The organism is Blautia sp. MSK20_18 (assembly GCF_020553125.1).
In the GTDB taxonomy this organism is placed as follows: domain Bacteria; phylum Bacillota; class Clostridia; order Lachnospirales; family Lachnospiraceae; genus Blautia_A; species Blautia_A fusiformis.
The window spans coordinates 81,571-105,522 of record NZ_JAJCGR010000005.1; the positions used below are offsets into that span (position 1 = coordinate 81,571).

Sequence of the window (23,952 nt, forward strand, 5' to 3'; positions counted from 1 at the left end):
ACGATATGGAAAAAACAGCTAATAAACAGAAAATGCATGGAGGAAAGATAGCGCTGTACGTTATTGCGATCCTGTGGACAGTTGTTACACTGTTTCCGGTAGTAGTGACCGTAATGGCTTCCTTCAAAACAAACTCAGAGATTTACCTGAACCTGTTAAGCTTCCCTAAGAAGATTATGTTCCAGAACTATATCAGCGCAAACAAAACAGCGGATGCATTGAATACCATCAAGAACTCCCTGGTTGTAGCGACTCTGACAACTGTATTTAATACTGTAGTCGGAATGATGGCAGCATACATCTTATCAAGAAAAGATTACAAATTCCTGAAATGGGTATATGTATTCTTCATGATCGGAGTAATGGTTCCGGTCCACTGTACACTGATCCCGATCAACAACATTGCAACAGCATTAAATGCAAAGAACAACCTGTTCTTCCTGATCCTGATCTATGTTGCGTTTGGTATGTCCCAGGCGATATTCCTTTATACAGGATTCATGGATGGAATCTCCAGGAACCTGGATGAGGCGGCGATCATTGATGGATGTAACAACTGGCAGCTGCTGTGGAAGATCCTTTTCCCTGTCTGCAAGCCGATCATCGCAACAGAGGCGATCTTCGTATTCATCTATGGATACAGTGAACTTGTATTCTCCATGATCCTGATGACAGATACCAAATATTTCACAGTTTCACGTGCGATGCTGAACTTCTCTTCTGCACATACACAGGAGATCGGAAGTCAGTTTGCATATGTAGTAATGTCCGTAATTCCGATGCTTATCATTTACATTGTGTTCCATAAACAGATTGAAAAAGGTATGCTTTCCGGAGCTATCAAAGGCTGATGCTTTTAATCTAAACAGGAGGAAAAAATCATGTATCAGTTTGACAGAAAAGAATATGAAAAACGTATGGAGTGGTACCAGGATGCCCGCTTTGGAATGTTTATCCACTGGGGATTATATTCTATCCCTGCAAGAGGCGAGTGGGTACGAAGCGTAGAGGAAATACCTGAGGAAGAATATCTTCCGTTTATGAAAGAATTTGATGCAAGAGACTACAATCCGAAGCAGTGGGCAAAAGAGGCCAAGGCTGCAGGTATGAAATATGTAGTCCTGACAGCGAAGCATCACGACGGCTTCTGCTTATTTGACAGTAAATACACAGATTACAAGGTAACAAATACACCGGCAGGAAGAGACCTGATCAAGGAGTATGTAGAGGCACTTCGTGAGGAAGGCCTTAAGGTTGGAATCTATTTCACACTACTTGACTGGCATCATCCGGATTATCCGCATTACGGAGACCGTATCCATCCGATGAGAAACCACAAAGAGTGCGAAAATGAGAACCGTGATTTCTCACGTTATACAGAATATCTGTATAATCAGGTAGAAGAGATCTGTACAAACTACGGACAGATCGATATCATCTGGTTTGATTTCTCCTACGACGATATGAGAGGGGAAAAATGGGGCGCAACCAAGCTGATCAACATGGTGCGCAGCTTACAGCCGCAGGTTATCATCGATAACCGTCTGGAAGCCAGCGGAGAGGGAAGAGGATCCCTGTATGAGTGTGATCCGACACCGTACCATGGCGATTTCGTAAGCCCTGAGCAGATCATCCCGCCGGAAGGAATCTGCGATAAGGAAGGCAACCCGATGGTCTGGGAAGCATGCTTCACCATGAACAACAACTGGGGATACTGTGCAAACGATCATTATTACAAACCGGCTTCCATGCTGATCAAGAAGCTGGTAGAGTGTGTTTCCAAGGGCGGAAATATGATCCTGAACGTAGGACCGGATGCCAAAGGTAAATTCCCGAAGGAATCATCTGCGATCCTGGCTGAGATCGGCTGCTGGATGGATAAGAATCATGACAGTATCTACGGCTGTGTACCGGCTGAAAACATTCCGAAGCCGGATTACGGACGTATCACCAGAAACGGAAACAAATACTATGTGCATATTTATGAGAATACACTGGGACCACTTCCGCTTCTGGGATTTGATAAGGATAAGATCGTGAAGGTGCGTGCGCTGGATGACGGACATGAGGTGCCGATCTCCAACGCATGGATGCACAGCGATTACCCGGATATCGCATTCGTTGATCTGGGACCTGACCCGGTACTTCCGGACCCGGTAGATTATGTTCTCGAAGTAGAGATGGCTGAGTAAAAAAACGAATCAATAATAAAAAAGAACAACAGGAAAAGCAGGAGATATGTGAATCTTAGTTATCCGGTTGTTCTTTTTTACCATAAGGAGAAGGGAAAAGATTATGATCATTTATACAGGAAAAGATTACTATGACGTAAGCAGAAAAGCAGCGAATATCATGTCTGCACAGATCATCATGAAGCCAAATGCCGTTCTTGGACTTGCTACAGGCTCCACACCGGTGGGAATGTACAAGCAGCTGATCGAGTGGTACAAAAAAGGAGATCTGGACTTTTCGCAGATCACATCCGTAAATCTTGATGAATACAAAGGACTTTCCGGAGATAACGATCAGAGCTATCGTTATTTTATGAACACAAATCTGTTTGACCATGTAAATATCGATAAGGCAAGAACCTATGTGCCAAACGGACTGGAAGAGGACAGTGAGAAAGCCTGTGCGGATTACAATGAGATCATCCGCAGCGTGGGTGGTATCGATATGCAGCTGCTTGGAATCGGCGGAAATGGCCACATCGGCTTCAACGAGCCGGGTGCAGCATTTGAGAAGGAGACTCACTGCGTAGACCTTACGGAGAGCACCATCAAGGCAAATGCAAGATTCTTTGAGACTATGGATGATGTGCCGAAGCAGGCATATACCATGGGTATCAAAAACATCATGACTGCAAAGAAAATCCTTCTGGTCGCTACCGGAGAGGCAAAGGCAGATGCTCTTTACAAATCTCTCTACGGACCGATCACGCCCAACGTGCCGGCATCTATCCTGCAGCTTCACCCGGATGTGACGGTAGTGGCCGATGAAGGCGCTTTAAAGCTGATCCGTGAGAAGGGACTTCTGTAAGAGATACAGAGGAAATTTCCGCGAATTAAATGAACGCAGATCACGGATATCCGTTTGAGTCAAGAGGATATCAGCGATCACTCATGGGATTTTCCCGGTTTGGTTAATAAAGAAAGCTTCGATCTAACTCTCATCGATGAGCGATGTGCTCAGAGAGTGGATCGAAGCTTTTTGTGCTTTCGGGACGTAAACCTGCAGGTGGCTGCAAACAGACCGGTGGGCCGGACATTTGCATTCTCAGGCTTTTTTCAACGTTTTGTGATAAATCATGACAGAAACGATGGCTGTAAACACCTCTGTGATCCAGAATGCGTTCCACACGCCATCAGGACCCATAAAATGGGACAGAAGATATGCGGTGGGCATGATAACGACCACATAGCGGAAAAGGGAAATTACAAGGGACTGCGTGCCTTTTCCAAGGCCTTCCATGGCACCGGAAGTGGTAACGGATACAGCAGAAACAAGAAAGCCGGCGCTGATGATCTTCAGTGCTCTGGAGCCAGCGGCAATGGTTTCCGGGGTAGTTGTGAAAAGTCCCATAAGCTGTCCGGAAGCCAGGAGGCAGATAACGGTTCCAAAGAGCATGATCACACAGCTGGATTCCAGGGTGAGCCGGAAGATTTTTTTCACACGCTTCATCTCACGGGCACCGAAGTTATAACCGATCAGCGGGCGCATTCCCTGGATGATTCCGTTGGCCGGGAGATACAGGAAGGTCTGCAGTTTGTAATAAATGCCAAGGATCACCACATAGCTGTCCGAGTAAGCGGCCAGCACGGAGTTCAGAAAAGAGATCAGAAACGATGGCAGTGCAAGGTTCAGGATCGCGGGAACACCGATGGCATACAGGCTCAGATCCGTTACTTTGCTTGTTTTCAGGGCTTTGGGCGTTACACGTACAGGAATAGGCTTCAGGATATAAAAGACCATATAGACCGCAATGGTGAGCACCTGGCCGATGCCAGTAGCCAGAGCTGCGCCCCGGATACCCAGCTTCGGGAAAAAGCCGATTCCCCAGATTAGGAACGGGTCCAGGATGATGTTGCTGATACATCCCACAAGTAGGGCGAGCATGGATACTTTCATCCGTCCTACAGCCTGGAAAAGTTTTTCGAAGAAAAGGCTGATGGCAATTACTGTGGAAAACAGGAAAACGATGGTAGAATACTCCAGCCCCATCCGGATCACGGTTTCATCCTGGGTGAACATCTGAAGGAATACGGGCATAACAGCGATGCTGATCACGGTCATCAGGATCCCGTGGATCACAGACAGAAAAAATCCGTGGGTTGCGGCAGTGTCTGCCATTTTTTTGTCCCCTGCGCCAAGGTGATAGGAAACTCTGGCGTTGATTCCGATTCCGAAGCCAATGGCAACGGCGTTGATCATGTTCTGGATCGGATAGACAAGGGACAGGGCGGTCATGGCCTGCTCGCTGATCTGTGCCACGAAGAAGCTGTCCACAATGTTGTATAGTGAGTTTACAAGCATGGAAAAGACCATAGGCAGAGCCATGGATGCCAGCAGCGGGCCGACAGGCTTTTCCTTCATAAATGTGCTGTTCATGAAAAATCCCCCTTTATATCAGAATCGTAAGAATATCAGGTGCGGAAAACAGAGCGTGTTTTTTGTGCATAATAAAAGCCACACAATCTGTCTTTTCGAATCGGACAGATTGTGTGGCGAAAAAAGTTCAAAACTGAAAAATCCACACGTTGTTTTAGTGTTTTCACATTAACAAAAAACAGTGCTGATGTCAAGACCGCACGCATGAGAAATACCATAAAAAGCTGCAAAAAGAAAGGCTTGATATAAAATCGGAGAGGATTGGCAACATTAGACAGGTGCGTGCGGATAAGGGCAATATCAGCCCTGAAAAGGTCGTTCTGGCAATATGCACAAAACTTGTCGAACCATGGTGGATAAGTGAAAAACTTTCCAAAAAGTTTTCCACATGACAAAAATCCGCAAATCCGCCAATAATCAAGTTATGCACAAATTTATCCACATTATCCACAAGGATAACCATGTGGATGACCTGATTTACATAAATAAATTTAAACATATGTTTTGTGTAAAATGATAAAATTGTAAAAAATGGGAAAAAAGTTTTTAAAACTATTGACATTTTTAAATTCTAAATATCATAAAATTTATTGCAAAAAAGACATAATATAAAAGAATAAAAACAAATAATCAGATAATAGTAAATGAATTCTTGAAAAACTAATCTATTTAAAAGGGGGACTATCGGATGTATGGAAATGAGGATAAAAAAGAACAGTGCCCAGTTAAAACGATCACTGCAAGGTGTTGAAAAGTCATTTTCAGGTGTGGATAAATGTGGATAACCCAAAAATCCTCCGCAGAACCGGAAAGATCTGCGGAGGATTTTTTTAACTGTTTTGTTTCATACGTTTGATCACCTTCAGACGTGTAAACTCTTCACGCTCTTTTTCTTCCAGAGCATTGGTGATATCTCGGGTGAGAGTTTCGTATCTGGGGATGGTGATGTTTTTCAGCGCATTGGCACGCTTCTGGGTTTTTTTGATGTTGGTGGCAAGACGGATGGCGGCGTTTTCAATCATGGAGAGCTGGATGGACAGCTCCTTTACACGCTCGAAGGCTGCCTTGGCCTCGTCTAGGGACAGCTTGGTGCTGTAGTAGGCATAAGTCGGCATGTTGCCTGCTTTTTTGTCATATTCCACAAGAGGGATCTCGGTTCCCATGACACTCCTGGTTTTGATCCGGATGGAATCTTCCACAGGAACGGTATGAGAGATCTGGTCTACGAAAGCGATTCCAATTTCCATATTTGCCTTCTGAAGAGCCGCGTAAGCGGTACGGAAGGTCTCATCGATCTGGGACTGGATATCCTTTGCCTGATCGATCAGCTCCATCATTTCACGGATCAGGATATTACGCTTTTTGTCCATAAGCTCATAGCCCTGTTTGGAAAGAGCCAGAGAGTTTTTTGCAAGTATGAGATTTCCCTTGGTGGGAAAGGTATTCGGATCCATAAAATCACCTCACTAACGGACGGTTTCTCTGTAATACTGATCCAGAACTTTGGTATCGATACGGTCGAGCTCTTCTCTTGGAAGAAGGCCAAGAAGCTCCCAGCCCTTATCCAGAGTTTCGATGATGCTTCGATTCTCTGTTTCTGACTGTCCTACAAATTCTGCCTCGAAGGCTTTTCCGAATACAAGGTACTGCTTATCCAGCGGAGAAAGCTCATCCTCACCGATAACGGATGCAAGAGCTCTGGCATCGCCTACCTTTGCGTAGCAGGAGAAGAGCTGGTTGGCAACATCCTGATGATCAGCACGTGTGAAGCCTTCACCGATACCGTCCTTCATCAGACGGGACAGGGATGGCAGAACATTGATCGGCGGATAGATCGCCTGACCGTGAAGCTGGCGGTCCAGTACGATCTGGCCTTCTGTGATATATCCGGTAAGGTCGGGGATCGGATGTGTGATGTCGTCGTTTGGCATGGTCAGGATCGGAATCTGGGTTACAGAACCGGTGCCGCCACGGACGATTCCCGCACGCTCGTAAAGGGTTGCAAGCTCACTGTACAGATATCCGGGATAACCCTTTCGGGAAGGGATCTCACCCTTGGAGGAGGAAACCTCTCGCATGGCCTCACAGAAGGAGGTGATATCAGTCAGGATTACCAGGATATGCATGCCTTTTTCAAAAGCAAGATACTCAGCGGCAGTGAGGGCGATCTTCGGTGTCAGAAGACGCTCTACAACCGGATCGTTTGCAAGGTTCAAAAACATCACAACGTGGTCGGACGCACCGCTTTCTTCGAAGGTCCTGCGGAAGAATTCCGCTACGTCGTATTTCACACCCATTGCTGCAAAAACAATGGCGAATTTTTCATCGGAGTCTGCTCCCAGGGAAGCCTGCTGAACGATCTGTGCAGCCAGCTTATCATGTGGAAGACCGTTACCGGAAAAGATCGGCAGCTTCTGGCCGCGGATCAGTGTGGTCAGTCCGTCAATAGCGGAGATACCGGTGTTGATATAGTTTCGTGGATATTCACGTGTTACCGGATTCAGCGGAAGCCCGTTAATGTTCAGGCTGACCTCCGGTGTGATCTCGCCAAGCCCGTCAATGGGCTGGCCGATACCGTTAAAGGTACGTCCCAGGATCTCAGGAGAAAGCCCGATCTCCATAGGATGTCCGGTAAGACGTGTGTGTGTATTGCCGAGGGACATGTTGTCAGTTCCCTCAAAAACCTGGATAACGGCCTTGTCCTCATAGATTTCCACGATACGGCCGATCTTTTGAGTGCCGTCCTCCATGTGGAATTCCACGATCTCCTCGTAAGATGCGTTTTTTACACCCTCAAGGACAACAAGAGGGCCGTTTATTTCACTCAGGCCAAGATATTCGATTGCCATAAACTGATCCCTCCTTTAACCGTTTCTTTCCAGTACATTGTCGTAGAAGCGGTCGATATCTTTATGATATTCATCAAAACGCTCCGGCTCTTTATTTGGAACCTCGTATTTGATGGCGATGATACGTTCAAAGATCTTATCCTCCTTCAGCACGGAAACCGGCATGCCACGGTTTATAAGGGCACGGCACTTTTCGTAGAGATAGAGGATGGTTTCCATCATCAGGAACTGCTTTTCCATAGGAACACTGGTGTCTTCCTGGTGAAAAGCGTTCTGCTGCAGGAAGCCCAGACGGATAACCCTGGCGATCTCCAGCGTCAGCTTCTGATCATCCGGAAGAACATCGCTTCCGATCAGCTTGACGATCTCCATAAGAGAGCTTTCCTGGTTGAGGATAGCCATGATCTGGTTTCTGTCATAAACGAATTTCGGGGAGACATGCTCTCTGTACCAGGGAGTCAGGTCCTCCAGATATTCGCTGTAGCTGGTCAGCCACTGGATGGCAGGGAAGTGACGGGCATAGGCAAGAGCCTTGTCCAGTCCCCAGAAACAGCGGACAAAACGTTTGGTATTCTGTGTGACCGGCTCGGAGAAATCACCACCCTGAGGGGAAACTGCACCGATAATGGATACGGAACCCTCTGTTCCGTTCAGGTTCTGCATCATTCCTGCGCGCTCATAGAAGGCGGAAAGCTTACTTGCCAGATATGCAGGGAAGCCTTCCTCTGCAGGCATCTCCTCCAGACGTCCGGAAAGCTCACGGAGAGCCTCGGCCCATCGGGATGTGGAGTCTGCCATGATCGCTACATCATAACCCATATCACGGTAATATTCCGCAAGTGTAACACCTGTGTAGATGGAAGCCTCACGGGCTGCAACCGGCATGTTGGAGGTGTTGGCGATCAGTGTGGTACGGTCCATCATCAGGTTTCCGGATTTCGGGTCGATCAGTTTGCTGAAGTCCTCGAGAACCTGTGTCATCTCGTTTCCACGCTCGCCGCAGCCGATATAGATGATGATATCTGCGTCAGACCACTTGGCGATCTGGTGCTGTGTCATGGTTTTTCCTGTTCCGAATCCACCGGGAACTGCGGCAGTGCCTCCCTTGGCAATAGGGAAAAGAGTATCCAGGATTCGCTGACCGGTAAGGAGAGGAACGCTGGCCGGGAAACGCTTGTAGGTCGGTCGTGGAACACGGATCGGCCATTTCTGGGCAAGTGCCAGTTCTTTTTCAGTTCCGTCATCAAGGCGGATGGTAACAATGGGCTCCAGAACGGTATAGGCACCGTCAGGAACTGCATGGATAACGGTTCCGTGTGTGATCGTGGGCGGAACCATGGATTTGTGAAGGATGGAGGCGGTTTCCTGTGTCTCGGCAATAACCGTGCCTGCACCGATGACGTCACCTTCCTTTACGGTAATGTGGGTTTCCCATTTTTTTTCTGTGTCAAGAGAGTCAACGCTGACACCACGGGAAATATATTTTCCAGAGGCCTGGGCAATCTCTGCCAGAGGTCTCTGGATACCATCAAAAATATTGTGGATGATTCCCGGACCAAGGAGAACGGAAATAGCGTCTCCTGTTCCGATAACAGTTTCTCCGGGTTTCAGCCCTGTAGTTTCCTCAAAAACCTGTATGGTCGTCATATGTTTCTTAAGACCGATGACTTCTCCAACCAGTTTTTCGGGGCCTACATAGACCATCTCGGAGATCTTGAAGCCGGTGTCGCCCTTGAGGTAGATAACAGGACCGTTAACACCGTAGATAATATCTGTTTTACTCATGTGCTGGACCTCCGTCAAATTTGAATTCTCTGTAAGCTGCCTGATAGCCTTCCTCAAAGGAATTGTCGATGAGGATATTTTTTTCAGGGATTATCGCCTTGATCCCGCCGATAAAGGATTCATCGGAAACCTTCAGCGGGAAACCGGTCTTTACAGTGAGAGACTTCAGACGGGGTTCATCTTCTTTTGAAAGATAGATCTGGATCTCATCGTGTTCCGCGAAGCAGACAGCTTCCTCGATCTTTGTACAAAGATATTCTTCATAGCGGGGAGATTCCATGAATTTCAGGATCTGTACCCGGACATCTGCAAAAAGTTTTTCTTTTAAGCGGCTCTGTCTGGCAGTCCAGTTTCGCCGGATGTGAAGCTGCTCTGCGGAAAGTGCCTTGTTGATCTCACGCTTTGCGTTTGCGATCTCGGCTTTGCGGGAACTGGCAGCATTTCCCAGAGACATTTTTTTATGTTCCTCCAATGCGGCATCCAGGGCTTCCTTGTGTTCCCGGACATCTTTTTCCGCCTGACGGCGTGCTTCGTCCACGGAGGTGTCATAGAAGTGTTTAAGCTTCTCTTCAATTGTCATAATATCACCTGCCTATAATTTTAATCCGATGGCCTCATTTACATAAGATGTAATGAAATCAGGTCTGCGGCCGGTACCATGTCTGTCAGGAATTTCAATGATGAGAGGTGTTTTGTGATGAAGTTTGACATCATCAATGATCTCAGGAAACTCCCGGCCGAATTTTTCGGTCAGGAGTATGATTCCGATCTCTTTGTCTGCGATGGTGCGCTCCAGAGCTTCTTTCAGCTCGTCGTGCTCATGAACGATCACACCCTCTACACCGGCCAGTCTCATTCCTGTCAGAGTATCAATATTGTCACTGATCAGATACATTTTCATATCAAAGTTTACCCAGGATCATGAAGGAGATGATCAGTCCATAAAGAGCAACACCTTCGGCAAGACCTACGAAGATAAGAGATTTACCAAGGATGCTCTGATCCTCACTGATCGCTCCAAGTGCTGCGCTTGCCGCACTGGCAACGGCAATACCACCACCGATACAGGAAAGTCCGGTAACAAGTGCTGCTGCGATGTAACCCATACCTGTTGCAAGGCCTGCGTCAGCGCCTGTAGCAGCCTGTACGGAAGCTCCGCCTGCAAATGTTACTGCAATGGCAACAAGCATGATCCCGAAGAAGAAAAAGGCGTTGACACCAAGAGCTGTTTTGTAGCGGCCGCGGCTTTTTTCGCCGAGAAGATAATAACCAAATGGAAGAATGATGCTGAGTACAAGTGCAACTGCGATTGTGATCTGTGTAATGACTGTCATGATGATGACCTCCTTAATATTCGTTTAATTGAATGCCCGGATCAGAATGCGTTCCGACTCTGGCATTTTATTTGTTTTTTGAGCAGAACGGCTCGAATTTCCGTCCGCTGCCCTTGTAAAAACGGCTGAACATTTCGTAATATTCCAGACGGAGTACCTGGATACCTACGATCAGGCCCTCCATAGCGCATACGAATAGGTTTCCGAGAATGATGACGATCCAGTTCGGACTGCCGTTCTCCGCGCCTGCAAGCATAAGTACAACCTCCATCATAGCTGCGTGGCTGACTGCAAAAGCACCGATACGCACGAAGGAGAGTGTATTGGAAAAGTAGCTCAGGATAACCTCGAACAGTTCAAAGATACCCTGTACGATAAACATGCCTTTTTCTTTTGGCATAACCTCGGCCTTTTTTTCTACCAGGTTTGTAAGAGGCTCCTTGAAGAAAATAAGAAGCAGCGGTAAACCAAACATAATGGCAAGGACTGCACCACCCGGAACTGCATGCCCGGATACAAAGAGTCCGATGCAGAGAACTGCGGAGCCATAAAATACAAGTCCTGCCACAGCGTTGGTGTCAAACCAGGTTTTTTCAACATCATGCGTCTTAAAGGAATTGATGATGTTGAAAACCATACACAGGAGGATGATTCCCATGCCGAATCCGATGGCAACGATAAATACGGTATTCAGTTTTCCGATAAAAGGTATGGTCGTCATACTGTCCACAGGCCGCAGCCACAGAGCAGGTATGACATCCTCAAATCCAAAGATACTTCCGAACATCAGACCGAAAAATGTGGAAAAGACTCCGGCGCAGCTGATGATTCCGGCAAGATCGATATGCTTCAGCTTGTACAGGAGCAATCCTCCGATAAAGAGCAGGAGTCCCTGTCCTGCATCACCGAACATGGCTCCGAAGATAAAGGAGTAGGTGATGGCAACGAACCAGGTGGGGTCCATTTCGCCGTAAGCGGGAAGTCCGTACATTTTTACATACATTTCAAATGGTTTGAAAAGTTTTGGATTTTTCAGTTTGGTTGGCGGCTGATGGCTCGGATCGTGTTCCGGTGTGTTGGTATCTTCGCCGTCCACCAGACAGAAGATCCGTTCATCGGAAGCAATGTCCGCCTGAAAAGCTCTGGTATCGGCTTCTGTCATCCATCCGCAGAGAATATAAAAATTCTCGTGCTTTCCGGTACAGGCTGCCGCTTTCCGGACATCGAAATTTCTGGAAAACTGAAGAAGTGTGTTTCTGGCGGTAACGATGGTTTCTGCCTGATCCGCAAGAAATCTCTGGTATTTCTGTTTCTGTGCTTCCAGATGCTTCAGAGCATCCTCGTATTGTTTGCTTACGCTTGAAAATGCCTGCTGGGCAGTTCCGGTATAATTATCCGGCACAAAGATCTTTTCAAAGTGCATAGAAGAGTAGGCGGCATCAATTTTGTGCGCATCATGCTTCGGTACGAAGTAGACGCCCCAGACGTATTGGTCATCTTCATCGCATTTAAGGAAGATCGTGTTCAGATTGTCGTAAATATATTTCTTGAATTTCTCATAATACTGTTTCTCGATACGTCCGAAATGAAAATGGATATACTTCAGATGAAGTATGGATGAAATATCATAATCAATATTTCGGAAGGGACGTATGATCCGCAGTGACTCTTCCAGAGAGGAACATTTTTCTTCCAGTTCGGACTGTTCCTTCTGGAGCTGATCCGCCTGGGAGCGGATCTCCTTTACTGTGGAAAGTGCTGTTTCAATACCCGGGCTTCTGTTGGAAGTGGACGGAGGAGTTTTCAGCTCCTCATAAATGGTATTGATGGAATTTAAGGCATCTCTGTAGGGGTTGACATCCAGGAAAGGCGTCAGACTTTCTACTGTGGTCAGCTCTGAGAGAGCGTTTTCCAGATGGATCTCGTACTTGCACAGGTAGGTGTTTACAACCCGGTCGATATCTGCCTTGGGACCGGTGATGCTCAGAAAATTCATTTTTTCAATCACGTTGCTACCTCCTGGTTATTAACCGTTGCGTATATAACGCAGGGATTGTTCTGGGTCCACGCCATAGCGCACGCATTCAAGGGCAATGGTCAGACGGTTGACTTCATGTTCTTTGTGATATAAATAGGAATAGATGACTGCTACGGAATAGGGATCCTTGCGTGCTTCCTGTTCCAGTATGCTGCGAAGAATATAGTTATAAAATTCTTCCAGACTGGCGACGGTCAGCTGTTCGTATTTCTTACCATAATAAGTTCCATTGAAGATACGACGGAACTCTTCTGGTGTAGGGGCCTCCACAAGGGTGGTGATCTCCTCTTTGCGGAGCTTGTAGTTCATGGGGACCAGCAATGCGTAAATAGCAGCCGGTTCCATCTGAAAGCAGCGTTTGGAGCGCTGGATGAACTGCAGGTTCAGCATATCGAATTTTTCACCGTAAGCCTTGGTGATCTGTTTCAGATCGTTACCTTTGAAAAGCTTCTTCCGCACATTCCAGATCTGTGAAAAATACGAAAGATCAAGTGCCATGCCGAAGTCAAAAAGCGTGGCATTTCCACGTTCGTTGACCTGAGACAGCGGAATAAAAAAATCATTTCCCTTCAGTGCCGCAATGAATTCATCCATATTAGTGCAGGCGGTAAGTCTGTCAATGTCCAGTTTGGAATGATGTCTGAAAAAATCGCGGTAGGGAGAAATATCTACGGGATCGGTGTCCCGGTGGTCAAAGAGATTCGTCATGATTTCTTTCAGGACGCGGATCTCATAACGCTTCGAGTAAAGCGACAGGAACGTTCGCTGTTCCTGATTTGCAAAGTGGTAAAGCCTTGAAAAATTCAGGAAGATGGATTTCTTCAGGAGTTTTTCTATCTGTCCGCGGTGAAGATCATTTTCATCGAGACCGGACCAGATATTCTGATATTCGGGAGTCCGTTTCAGGTAGGCTGTTACCTGGGGGACATTGGGAAGCTGAACGATTTCTTCCAGCTGCTCATCTGTCACAAGCCTGCTCTGCATGGCGCGGATCTTGGTGGAGAGTCCGCTGTATGAGAGGACAGAGCCCATTGAATCACTTCCTTTCCCTTCAGGTTTCGGTGATGCCTGTTATTTTCTGAAACAGCTCACTGCAAAGACTTTCGTGATGGGCTTCGTAATAGGCATCCAGCCTGGATAGCTGGTCTTCGGTTTCTGCACGAAGCTCATTGATCCGGGCGTCTTTCTCGCGGGCCAGATCTTCACGGATCTTCCGGATCTCGTCGCTGGTTTCTTTTTCAAGTGAAGCGTCGAATTCCTTCGTCTGTTTTTCTGCTTCTTCCGAGAGAGCCTGTTTCTGTCGCGCAGCGTCCTGCATGATGGCATTGGCTGTAGCTTCGATTTCCGAAAGCTTATTTAGGATTTGTTCCATAGCGCCCTCCTTGTTTGTTTATTGTTTATAATTGATTTTTATATGATACACCTTTTTTATGGTAAAAACAACTAAAAAATTGTTAAATTTTTTGCAATTATTGAATAAATATGTTCAAAAAGAGACGAAAAAAAGAAATTTGTTTATTAGACGATGATTGAGTTTTGGGAAAAAATGAAAACCGCAAAGGGGCCGTAAAGCCACGGCCCCTCTGCACACCCCTCGGGCTTTTTTTAGGAGTTCTTGGTTGTGGCGGTGTGAGGTTGTTGACTTGTGTATGTATGCTGAGGTGTTGGATGTGTGAGGTTGAGCCGATGTATGTGGATGCGGACGGCGAGGCGCGTTGCTGTCGCCTGGTTGAGAGGGTTTGAGTGGATGCGGATGGTGTTGGAAGTGGACGGCGAGGCGCGTTGCTGTCGCCTGGTTGGTTGGGTTTGAGAGGATGCGGTGGTGTTGGGGTGGACGGCGAGGCGTTTTTGCTGTTGCTTGGTTGAGGATTTTTTTATTTTTTGCTTGCGGCGGGGTGGGGGTTACATGTATAGTTGAGTATTGGAATGTTGTTTGATAAGAATCATTGAGACATTATTATGGAAAGATTATTGGAGGTTGTTTATGAGATTACGAAATATTCCGGGTGCTAAGGATGCTATTTTGGATTGTGAGTGGGTAATTGATGAGCCGGAGAGGTTTAAAGGAAAGTGGAATGAGGTTTTTGGAGTGAAGAGACCGCTTTTTCTGGAAGTTGGTATGGGGAAGGGGCGTTTTCTGATGGATATGGCAAGACTTCATCCGGAGAGAAATTTTGTGGGAATTGAGATGTATGACAGTGTGCTTCTTCGGGCGCTGCAGAAGAGAGAGGAACTGGAAGCGGCAGGAGAGGAGTTTTCCAATCTTGTTTTTATCCGGGTGGATGCAAGATTGCTGCCGGAGATTTTTGAGAAGGATGAGGTTGATGGGATCTATCTGAATTTTTCGGATCCGTGGCCGAAGGCGCGTCATGCAAAGAGAAGACTTACGTCCAGGGAATTTCTGGCAAGATATGAGAAGATTTTGAAAAAAGAAGGAACTGTAGAGTTTAAGACAGATAACCGTGGTCTGTTTGAGTTTTCCCTGGAAGAGGTTAGGGATTCCGATTGGAATCTGGAGGTGTGTACCTTTGATCTTCATCATGATGAGGAGCTGGTGAAGGGAAATGTCATGACGGAATATGAGGAGAAGTTTTCTTCTATGGGAAATCCGATCTGTAAAATGGTGATCAGACAGAAATAGAGGGAATAAGATGCAGGAAGAAATTTTTGAAAAGTATCCTATACCAAAGGCATATTTTAAGCTGGCACTTCCGGTTGTGTTCAGTATGGTTATCTCGCTTGTTTATAATATGGTAGATACGTATTTTATCGCAGGAACCGGCAATACGGATCTGGTGGCGGGGGTTGCCCTTGGATCACCGATCTTTACCCTGATGATCGCGCTGGGAGATATTTTCGGACTTGGCGGCAGTTCTTTTATTTCCAGGCTTTTTGGAGAAAAAAGATACGAGGACGCAAAGCGGATCAGCGTATTCAGCTTTTATGGCGCGATCGTCAGCGGTGTTGCAGTTGCGGCTGTACTGATGATCTTCAGAAGTCTGGTATTGGGACTTCTGGGTGCAAGCGAGGCCACCTGGGAGTATGCGTCACAGTATTATACCTGTATTGCACTGGGGGCGCCGTTTATCATTGTTGCGCTGACACCGTCCAATCAGTTACGAACAGAAGGATTTGCGACGGCTTCGATGGTTGGTTCTGTACTTGGCGCAGTTGTAAACATTATTCTGGATCCGATCATGATCTTTGTACTGGGCTGGGGTGCGGCCGGCGCAGCTACAGCGACCGTGATCGGAAATGTTTGTACCGATATTTTCTTTGTATGGTTTCTTATTAAAAAGAGCAAAAATCTTTCTGTGGATCCCAGGGGATTTCACATTTCCAGGTCGGAGATAGGAGCGGTTTTTGCCATTGGTATTCCGGCTTCTGTTACTAATCTGATGCAGAGCATCGGAATTGCGTTGACAAACCGCGCGTTGCTGGGATTTGGTGACGATAAGGTTGCAGCTATGGGAATCGTTATGAAAATTAATATGATCGCTGCGTTGGTCCTGGTTGGTTTTGCCTTTGGTGGACAGCCGCTGACCGGATACAATTACGGCGCGAGAAACCGCACAAGGTTGAAAGCAACTTTGAAGTTTGCATATCTTCTTGAGGGAGGAATGGCGCTTGTACTGATGGCGGTACTTGGATTTTTTGCCCCGCAGATGGTAAAGATCTTTATGAGCGATCCTTCCGTTGTGGAAAATGGCGCGCTGATGCTTCGGCTGCAGCTGGCGGGAATGTTGTGTATGGGAATCGTGCTGATCAGCACCTGTACGTTTCAGTCTGCAGGACAGGCTATGGGAGCTTTTCTGTTATCAGTGAGCAGACAGGGAGTGGTCTTTGCGGTTGTACTGATGATCGCTCTTAAGGTGGCAGGGTATTATGGCGTTCTGGCTTCTCAGGCAATCTCGGATTTCCTTACGGCAGTGCTGGCGGTGGTGCTGGTATGGCGCTGGTGGAAAAAAGTGGATTTCTAAGAGTCCGCTTTAAATACTTTGCGCAAATATCAGGAAACAGATCAGGATATTTTCATATAATAAAATATCCGTGATGTTGGAAAGGTATTTGCGCAAAGCAGGAGGCCATAAGTTTTGAAAAAAAGAAAATTCAGATCCATGCAGCAGAATCTCCATACGGTAAGCCGCAGCATTAACAGCCAGGCTGCCCAGATCAGAAATTCGCTGTCAGAAATAGAAAAATCACTGAACAAAATTGCATCAAATGAAGATATAAAAAATAAAAAAGAAAAAAATAAAAAAAATTAAAAAAAGGTGTTGACTTTCCTCAAATCATAACGTATAATACAACATGTCTTGAGGAACGAACGAAACAAAAAACGAAAGACAAATAATTAAATAAGCGTCTTTAGCTCAGTTGGTAGAGCACCTGACTCTTAATCAGGGTGTCCAGGGTTCGAACCCCTGAAGACGCACTAAAGGCACTGTTTTTGCAGATATAGAGCTGCGGGGACGGTGTTTTTTTGTTGTGTTTATGCGGGTTTCAGGGGTTTTGAGGTTTTGTCTGGACGGAGTGATCTGGAGGAAATGGACCGAGATGAAAATGTCGATCATCAGATAGAATCAGAATGTCTAATATAGACACCATGATTATAGGTATAGATCCTTTTGAATAAAGAAAGGATGGTATACTATGGGAGTTTGTAAGAAGATAAAAAGGAGGGCCGGGTCTTGGAAGGGACCCGGCAGAGTATGAAAAGAAAAATAAGTAATGATCTATAAGATGAAAAAGCTTTGTGCTTTATTTGATTAATAATATACCGTCAAAATGTGATGGAACTGTGAGAAGCGTTTTAAAAATTTGTGAGGAAAGTCTAAATATCTTATAAAGTCTGATAAACTGTGAAGCAGTTATTCGGTGTAGAGCCGCGTAGCGAAGCGGATTGCGAATATCCGCTTGACTCGAATCAAGTAAGTCCCCTGCGGGGGGCGAAAAGCAATAGCAGTCGGTGGGGCTTGTAAGTATGGAAAATTCTGAAATTTGTACAAAAATAGTGAAAATAAATAAGACTTTTCTAAGCCGATACGGTATAATAAACCATAGCATAAAAATCCGGAGGGGAAATGAACGATGATGGATGTGTTACACAACGTCATATGAACAGGTGCGGAAATTTTTCTGGGGGGTATAAATGAATATATCTATATTTTATGTCCAGCGGAAAATGTGATATCCGGAAAGATGGTTCAATTCTGAGGTATTCAGATGAAAAGGGAGGAGATGGCTATGGAGAAAGTGTTTGAGGCGATCAATGGAGTGTTCAGCTTTATCGGTCCACTGTCTGATTTTCTGTGGGAGTTCCCCACGAATTTTGACTGGTACAGCAGTATCCCGATTCTGGGAAATATATCCTTTGCGATCATACTACTTCTTGGGTCCGGGATTTTTTTCAGTTTCAGGATCGGTTTTATGCAGGTGACTTACTTTAAAAAAGGAATCAGGACCATGACGGAGAAACGTGTTGTGGAAACAGGAATTTCGCCGCTTGCATCGTTTTTCCTGAGTTCAGCTATGCGTGTAGGACCGGGAAATATCCTGGGCGTAACAGGTGCTATTGCAGTGGGTGGACCGGGGGCCCTGTTCTGGATGTGGATATCTGCGTTTTTCGGGATGGCAGTTGCATACATGGAGGGTGTCCTTGCTCAGATTTTCAAGGAGAAGAAGGACGATGAGTTCGTAGGAGGTCTTCCTTTTTATGGGAGAAAGCTTCTTGGAAATAAGGTATGGATCGGTGTTTTTCTTTCGGTATTGTATATTCTGTATGCGCTTTGCTGTCTGCCGGCACAGGGCTTTAACGTTGTTTCATCAGTAGGACGCATGGCAGAGATCGTAACCGGAAAAACCATCCCAAGCGGATCAGCCTTCTATTATATAGTAGGTACGCTGATCGTAATCCTCACAGCAGCTATCGCATTTGGTGGAATCAAAAAAGTATCCAAATGGACAGATATGATGGTGCCGGTGATGGCGGTGCTCTATATGGTAGTAGTGTTACTTCTTATCATATTGAATTTTACCCGTATTCCGTATTTCTTCGGAAGCGTGTTTGCAGGAGCCTTTAAGCCGGATGCATTTTTTGGAGGTGTTTTTGGAACGGTTCTTGCACAGGGCGTAAAACGAGGCCTGATGTCCAATGAGGCTGGTCAGGGAACGATCACCATGTCAGCGGCAGCAGCTGACGCAAAGCATCCATGTGAGCAGGGTGTGATCGCTTCTCTGGGAGTTTTTCTTGATACCATTGTGATCTGTACACTTACCGGATTTGTGGTAGTTATGGCACATTGTTGGACGGGAGCAGATGCGGAAAGCTGGCAGGCTCTTGATAAACTTCCCAAATATACGGAGTCCATTGCTGTGCTGACTCCGGGAACTGCAATGAACGGGATCGTTACATTTCTTGTAACCTTATGTTTCTGCCTGTTTGCATTTACCTGTCTGCTTGGAATGATCAGCTTTTCGGAAATCGCAGCAAACCGTATCCGCAAGGATAAGATCTGTATTAATTTTGTACGCTGTATCGGTCTTTTTGTTGCCGCATTTGGTATCCTCTGTAATATCGCAGGACTGGAGCTTGGAAATCTCTGGGCATTTTCTGATCTTGGAAATATTCTGATCGTATTTTTCAACGTACCGATCGTTTATGTCGGTGCGAAATATGTTTTCCGGGCGACCAGACATTATAAGAAGAATGACGGTACTCCGTTTACATCGGAGGTAATTGGAAGAAATGACTGCGCTTACTGGGATGAGCAGGCAAAAAAAGTAGTGAAAAATTTTTCCGGAAAATAAAAATTCCGGCGGGAGATAAAATTAGCATTGTAAAAGTGCATGTACTCATTTATAATGAGTAACAGATTCTAAAGATGTTATAAAAAACAGGAGGAAAGCCTTGAAAAGAGAATTAGTTATTGTCATTGATTTTGGCGGTCAGTACAATCAGCTGGTTGCAAGACGTGTCAGAGAATGCAATGTATATTGCGAAATCTATTCTTACAAGACAGATCTTGAGAAGATTAAAGCGATGAATCCGAAGGGAATCATCCTTACCGGCGGACCAAACAGCTGCTATGAGGCAGATTCACCGACTTACCAGAAGGAATTATTTGAGCTTGGTATTCCGGTACTTGGACTTTGCTATGGAGCACAGCTTATGATGCATGTCCTTGGAGGAAAAGTTGAGAAGGCAGATGTCAGCGAATATGGTAAGACAGAGCTTCTCATCGATAAGAAAGATTCCAGGATCTTCAAAAATGTATCCGACAAAACAATCTGTTGGATGAGCCATACAGACTATATTTCCCAGACTGCACCGGGATTTGAGATCGCTGCACATACTGCAGACTGTCCGGTAGCAACTGCACAGAATGAAGAGAAGAAACTGTATGCGATCCAGTTCCATCCGGAAGTACTGCACACAGTAGAAGGAAAGACAATGCTTTCCAACTTCGTACTTGGTGTCTGTGAATGTGCCGGAGACTGGAAGATGGATGCTTTTGTTGAGCACACGATCAAAGAGATCCGTGAGAAAGTCGGCGATGGAAAAGTTCTCCTTGCTCTTTCAGGCGGTGTAGATTCCTCCGTAGCAGCAGGACTTCTTTCCAGAGCAATCGGCAAGCAGCTTACCTGCGTATTTGTAGATCATGGCCTTCTTCGTAAGGATGAAGGTGATGAGGTTGAAGGTGTATTCGGACCGAATGGTCAGTTTGACCTGAACTTTATCCGCGTGAATGCACAGCAGAGATATTACGACAAGCTTGCTGGTGTTACAGAGCCTGAAGCGAAGCGTAAGATCATCGGTGAGGAATTTATCCGTATCTTCGAGGAAGAAGCCAAGAAGATCGGCGCTGTAGATTTCCTTGCACAGGGAACCATTTATCCGGACGTTGTAGAGAGCGGTCTCGGCGGAGAATCCGCAGTGATCAAATCCCACCACAACGTAGGAGGCCTTCCGGATTTCGTTGATTTCAAAGAAATTATTGAGCCGCTTCGTGACCTGTTCAAAGATGAGGTCCGTAAAGCTGGCCTTGAGCTTGGAATTCCGGAAAGACTGGTATTCCGTCAGCCATTCCCAGGCCCGGGACTTGGAATCCGTATCATCGGTGAAGTCACCGAGGAAAAAGTACGCATCGTACAGGATGCAGACTACATTTACCGTGAAGAAGTCGACAATGCAGCCGCCGACTACAAAAAAGAACACGGAGAAGATCCGTCCTGGATGCCGAACCAGTACTTTGCAGCCCTTACAAATATGCGAAGCGTAGGTGTAATGGGAGACTTCAGAACATACGATTATGCAGTGGCGCTCCGCGCCGTTAAGACCATTGACTTCATGACTGCGGAGTCTGCTGAGATTCCTTATGCAGTACTTAATAAGGTGATGAACCGTATTATTAATGAAGTTAAGGGCGTAAACCGCGTATTCTATGATCTTACTAGTAAGCCGCCTGGAACAATTGAGTTTGAATAGTTGACGCTGGGCTACAAAGCCCGTAACCACGGGGCTTTGCGGCTTTGGGTGTTTGAAATTGCATTATCATTGCATTTTTATATTTTTTTGTGATACATTGCAGTATGCTGATTACTGGTATAATTAGCAATACTTTGAGAAGCTGACTGGTAGCTGAGAACCCCGGTCAGCTTCTTTGCAATCTCAATATTGGTGTTTGGATACAGATGACCATAAGTTCCTAGTGTCGTCTGTATTTTTTCATGTCCAAGACGCTCTTTAATCAGCAGTGGATTTTCGCCCATGCTGATAAGCAGGGAAGCATGCGAATGTCTCAGGGCATGAATTTTGATTCTGTGGACACCAGCTAAATTTGCCAATTTCTCTAATGCTCTTGGAAGCGTTGTTTTGCTGGTGGGTGTACTGTTATAACTCAGGACGAATCCACAATTTGGTAAAACCTTTGCCTGGACCGCCTTCCATTCTTGTAATTCCTTGATGGTATCAGCATCAATATAAATGGTACGGTTGCTTGCCTGCGTCTTAGGTTCAACGAATTTGTAGTCATTCATTGTTTTATAGTACAGTGTTTTACTAATAATCAGCATACCTGTTTCAAAATCAATATCATCCCACTGTAAGGCGGCAGCCTCTCCAATACGCATTCCAGTCATAAATAAAAGCCAGAACGAGATGAAGAGATAGTGCTCGTAGTAGTCACCTTTGTACAGCAGGGATATTACCTTCTGAAACTCCTCCAAAGTCCAGAAGTCGATCTTTACTTTTTTAGATTTGATATTGCCGATCATGCGGGCAGGATTCTTCTTTGCAAGTCCGAGGATAATCGCCCGGTCAAAAGCTAAACATAACATTCCCTGAACAATGCGTACATAGTTTGGACTGAATTGTTTTGCCAACTTGAGCTGCCAGGTCTGTACATTTATCGCTTCTATTTCGGACACTTTCTTCTTGTAGAAATAGGCAAAGTGTTTTTGAATGGTCGAGTAACGATTCTTGTAGGTACTTTCTTTCACCTGAGTTTTGTACCACGGAAGATAGATTTCTTCAATAAACTTTTTGAAGGTAATGTCTTCCTTCTTATCAGCTAATTCTTCCGTTGATGCAAGAATCAATTTGGAATACTCGGCACGGGCTTCTTTTTTTGTTGAGAATCCGCTGCGGTATTTTTGAATCTGTTTTCCGGTTACAGGATGATATCCGAGGTTGGCTCGAAAATAATAAGTGCCGTTTTCTGCTTTTTTAATTGGATCTTTTGCCATGATTTCACTCCTTACTAAAATGCAAAAAGCACGATCATTCTTGCTTATCGGGCAAAGTAATCCCTAATAATTCTTCAACGGCTTCTTTTGGAACCCTGTCTAATTTCCTGGATTGATAATAGGTATGCCCCTTTTCTACCATAAGTTCCTTTGCTTTTTTAATAATATCAGCAGCAAAGGAAGGACCATAGCCTAATTCAATCAAATCCCTTTTTGTTACAGTTATCATGAATCTCCTTTCCACAGACAGGGAATCAACTTGATACCTGTCTATTATTATATCAAATTTTGAGTAAAAGCTCTCTAATAAAAGCGCTATAAGCTAAAATCCCAAAAGTCTATGTTATTCTTTCAGAAGCCAGTTCCTATGCCCGCTCCGGCCACGTAAAACGGTGTTACTTTGTAACTATTAAGCTGCAGGCGTGCGAAGATGCAAACTATCTGCAGTCACCTATATCAATCTCCCGAAAGATTTCTTTTGTTTTCAAGGTACGACGAATGGATATATTACCCATTCAATTGAGTAATAGGGGCTTTTCCTTTAAGATTGAAAAATTTTAAGAAAAAATGATAAAAATAAAAGCTGCCTTGATTTGGCAGCCACGGAAATCTATTTGCGTTTTAGAGCCAGACGATTCAGCATGGAAATGAGCGCAAGCATATCCTCGTCATCGAGTTGTTTCATCAGATCAGTTGCTTTGTCAATCAGAGGAAGATTGTGCAGCTCTGAATCGAAGAACTGTTGAGGAGTGACTTCCAGATAGTCACAGATATCCAGAAAGCTCTGCATGGTAGGCAGAGAACGTCCGGAAGTGAGGGACTGGATGTAGCTTTTATTTTTGCCAAGATCCAGACTCATCTGATATTCAGATACATTTTTCTTTAAACGCAGTTCGCTGATGCGTTCTCCAATAAAGTTTTTATCCATACATTTACACCTCTCTTCCACATTTTAAACTATTTACTTACAACAAATTACGGAATAAAATAGAGATATATTTGAAATATAGTGATTATTCCGTAATATAACCGTAATTTACTAAAATGATACAAAAAAAGAAATTATGGATGATAGAAAATGGATTTTGGGGTATGATGATAGCAAAGGAAGTGGATGTCTGTGCGGATTATAGGAAATGAGCAGGAAATTGAATGGGCGAAGGAAGCACTGCGGAATCAATGTAACGATTGTCCCTACTTGGACTGCTGTAATGAAAAGGCGAAAGAGGAGTCAAAGCAGTGTGGAACGGTTCGGTTTGGCTGCCGGGAGTATCTGAAAGAGAAGATTGAATTCGTAGTAGAAAAATAGATGTAGTATTTTGAACAAATATAAACACCATATATAGTATAAGCCTGAATTGACATGAGGAATATCTTGTGCTAGTATACTGATATAGTTTATTTTATGCACACCCTTTTTGGGGAGTTTCGGGATTCATAAGAATCTCCAAACTTACAGGAAACAGCAGGAGCTGATTCCTGGCATAAGTTGTTTATGTTTGTAGTGAGTGTCACGGTATGCCTTTTTTGGCTGCGTGGCACTTTTGTTTTTTCAGGAAGAAACCAGACTTTTAAGAATGAACAGAGAAAA

Annotated in this window: 22 protein-coding genes and 1 tRNA gene; 10 read left to right on the forward strand and 13 right to left on the reverse strand. The window is 45.2% G+C overall.

Going from position 1 to position 23,952, the window contains the following annotated elements; translation table 11 throughout:
• The first annotated feature begins 5 nt into the window (after positions 1-5).
• The 3 genes from LI091_RS04635 to nagB all read left to right on the forward strand — a co-directional run bounded on the left by LI091_RS04635 (position 6) and on the right by nagB (position 3,039).
• Positions 6-851 (forward strand): carbohydrate ABC transporter permease, encoded by an 846-nt coding sequence (locus LI091_RS04635; RefSeq protein ID WP_243004449.1) that lies wholly within the window; start codon positions 6-8, stop codon positions 849-851.
• Between the two features lie 30 nt (positions 852-881).
• Entirely contained in the window at positions 882-2,192 is a 1,311-nt protein-coding gene (locus LI091_RS04640; RefSeq protein WP_265190891.1) for an alpha-L-fucosidase, read from the forward strand.
• 103 nt (positions 2,193-2,295) lie between these two features.
• Positions 2,296-3,039: a glucosamine-6-phosphate deaminase gene (gene nagB, locus LI091_RS04645; RefSeq protein ID WP_015525385.1), complete on the forward strand. Its 744-nt coding sequence runs from the start codon at positions 2,296-2,298 to the stop codon at positions 3,037-3,039.
• A 237-nt stretch (positions 3,040-3,276) separates the two neighbouring features.
• Here the strand turns inward: nagB and LI091_RS04650 are convergent, their stop codons facing one another.
• The 10 genes from LI091_RS04650 to LI091_RS04695 form a co-directional block, all read right to left on the reverse strand.
• Entirely contained in the window at positions 3,277-4,608 is a 1,332-nt protein-coding gene (locus LI091_RS04650; protein ID WP_173732888.1) for an MATE family efflux transporter, read from the reverse strand.
• A gap of 830 nt (positions 4,609-5,438) precedes the next feature.
• A complete protein-coding gene (locus LI091_RS04655) occupies positions 5,439-6,062 on the reverse strand; it encodes a V-type ATP synthase subunit D (RefSeq protein ID WP_173741135.1) in 624 nt (207 codons plus the stop codon).
• Between the two features lie 12 nt (positions 6,063-6,074).
• Positions 6,075-7,457, reverse strand: a complete 1,383-nt coding sequence (locus tag LI091_RS04660) for a V-type ATP synthase subunit B (protein ID WP_015525388.1) — start codon at positions 7,455-7,457, stop codon at positions 6,075-6,077.
• A gap of 15 nt (positions 7,458-7,472) precedes the next feature.
• On the reverse strand, positions 7,473-9,242 hold the full coding sequence (locus tag LI091_RS04665) for a V-type ATP synthase subunit A (protein WP_265190892.1): 1,770 nt from the start codon (positions 9,240-9,242) through the stop codon (positions 7,473-7,475).
• Entirely contained in the window at positions 9,235-9,822 is a 588-nt protein-coding gene (locus tag LI091_RS04670; RefSeq protein WP_092072620.1) for a V-type ATP synthase subunit E, read from the reverse strand. The genes LI091_RS04665 and LI091_RS04670 overlap by 8 nt, the downstream gene beginning before the upstream one ends.
• A gap of 12 nt (positions 9,823-9,834) precedes the next feature.
• The gene (locus LI091_RS04675; protein WP_021653137.1) at positions 9,835-10,143 is read right to left on the reverse strand and encodes a V-type ATP synthase subunit F; all 309 of its coding nucleotides are present in this window, start codon (positions 10,141-10,143) and stop codon (positions 9,835-9,837) included.
• A 1-nt stretch (position 10,144) separates the two neighbouring features.
• On the reverse strand, positions 10,145-10,576 hold the full coding sequence (locus LI091_RS04680) for an ATP synthase subunit C (protein WP_015525392.1): 432 nt from the start codon (positions 10,574-10,576) through the stop codon (positions 10,145-10,147).
• 67 nt (positions 10,577-10,643) lie between these two features.
• On the reverse strand, positions 10,644-12,584 hold the full coding sequence (locus LI091_RS04685) for a V-type ATP synthase subunit I (protein WP_265190893.1): 1,941 nt from the start codon (positions 12,582-12,584) through the stop codon (positions 10,644-10,646).
• Between the two features lie 18 nt (positions 12,585-12,602).
• Positions 12,603-13,646 carry a V0D/AC39 family V-type ATPase subunit gene (locus LI091_RS04690; protein WP_021653135.1) on the reverse strand — a complete coding sequence of 348 codons (1,044 nt, stop codon included), beginning with the start codon at positions 13,644-13,646 and terminating at the stop codon, positions 12,603-12,605.
• A 19-nt stretch (positions 13,647-13,665) separates the two neighbouring features.
• Positions 13,666-13,986 carry a hypothetical protein gene (locus LI091_RS04695; RefSeq protein WP_021653134.1) on the reverse strand — a complete coding sequence of 107 codons (321 nt, stop codon included), beginning with the start codon at positions 13,984-13,986 and terminating at the stop codon, positions 13,666-13,668.
• Between the two features lie 612 nt (positions 13,987-14,598).
• On the opposite strand from LI091_RS04695, the gene trmB reads away from it, so the two are divergent.
• From trmB to guaA, 6 genes are all read left to right on the forward strand, one after another.
• On the forward strand, positions 14,599-15,255 hold the full coding sequence (gene trmB / locus LI091_RS04700; protein ID WP_021652379.1) for a tRNA (guanosine(46)-N7)-methyltransferase TrmB: 657 nt from the start codon (positions 14,599-14,601) through the stop codon (positions 15,253-15,255).
• 10 nt (positions 15,256-15,265) lie between these two features.
• Entirely contained in the window at positions 15,266-16,594 is a 1,329-nt protein-coding gene (locus LI091_RS04705) for an MATE family efflux transporter (RefSeq protein ID WP_022426539.1), read from the forward strand.
• A 114-nt stretch (positions 16,595-16,708) separates the two neighbouring features.
• Positions 16,709-16,882 (forward strand): hypothetical protein, encoded by a 174-nt coding sequence (locus tag LI091_RS04710; protein WP_156906934.1) that lies wholly within the window; start codon positions 16,709-16,711, stop codon positions 16,880-16,882.
• A 94-nt stretch (positions 16,883-16,976) separates the two neighbouring features.
• Positions 16,977-17,049: transfer RNA gene (locus tag LI091_RS04715), tRNA-Lys, on the forward strand.
• An 812-nt stretch (positions 17,050-17,861) separates the two neighbouring features.
• Positions 17,862-19,424 carry an alanine/glycine:cation symporter family protein gene (locus LI091_RS04720; protein ID WP_044962034.1) on the forward strand — a complete coding sequence of 521 codons (1,563 nt, stop codon included), beginning with the start codon at positions 17,862-17,864 and terminating at the stop codon, positions 19,422-19,424.
• Positions 19,425-19,524: 100 nt separating this feature from the next.
• Positions 19,525-21,102: a glutamine-hydrolyzing GMP synthase gene (gene guaA, locus LI091_RS04725; protein WP_021652384.1), complete on the forward strand. Its 1,578-nt coding sequence runs from the start codon at positions 19,525-19,527 to the stop codon at positions 21,100-21,102.
• Positions 21,103-21,179: 77 nt separating this feature from the next.
• Here guaA and LI091_RS04730 read toward each other — a convergent pair whose 3' ends face one another.
• The 3 genes from LI091_RS04730 to LI091_RS04740 all read right to left on the reverse strand — a co-directional run bounded on the left by LI091_RS04730 (position 21,180) and on the right by LI091_RS04740 (position 23,289).
• Positions 21,180-22,361: a site-specific integrase gene (locus tag LI091_RS04730; RefSeq protein WP_265190894.1), complete on the reverse strand. Its 1,182-nt coding sequence runs from the start codon at positions 22,359-22,361 to the stop codon at positions 21,180-21,182.
• A gap of 34 nt (positions 22,362-22,395) precedes the next feature.
• Positions 22,396-22,590 (reverse strand): DUF3173 domain-containing protein, encoded by a 195-nt coding sequence (locus tag LI091_RS04735; RefSeq protein ID WP_005333349.1) that lies wholly within the window; start codon positions 22,588-22,590, stop codon positions 22,396-22,398.
• A 381-nt stretch (positions 22,591-22,971) separates the two neighbouring features.
• Entirely contained in the window at positions 22,972-23,289 is a 318-nt protein-coding gene (locus LI091_RS04740; RefSeq protein ID WP_005333350.1) for a helix-turn-helix domain-containing protein, read from the reverse strand.
• 192 nt (positions 23,290-23,481) lie between these two features.
• On the opposite strand from LI091_RS04740, the gene LI091_RS04745 reads away from it, so the two are divergent.
• A complete protein-coding gene (locus LI091_RS04745; RefSeq protein ID WP_425458801.1) occupies positions 23,482-23,670 on the forward strand; it encodes a 2-ketoisovalerate ferredoxin oxidoreductase in 189 nt (62 codons plus the stop codon).
• Positions 23,671-23,952: the final 282 nt, after the last annotated feature.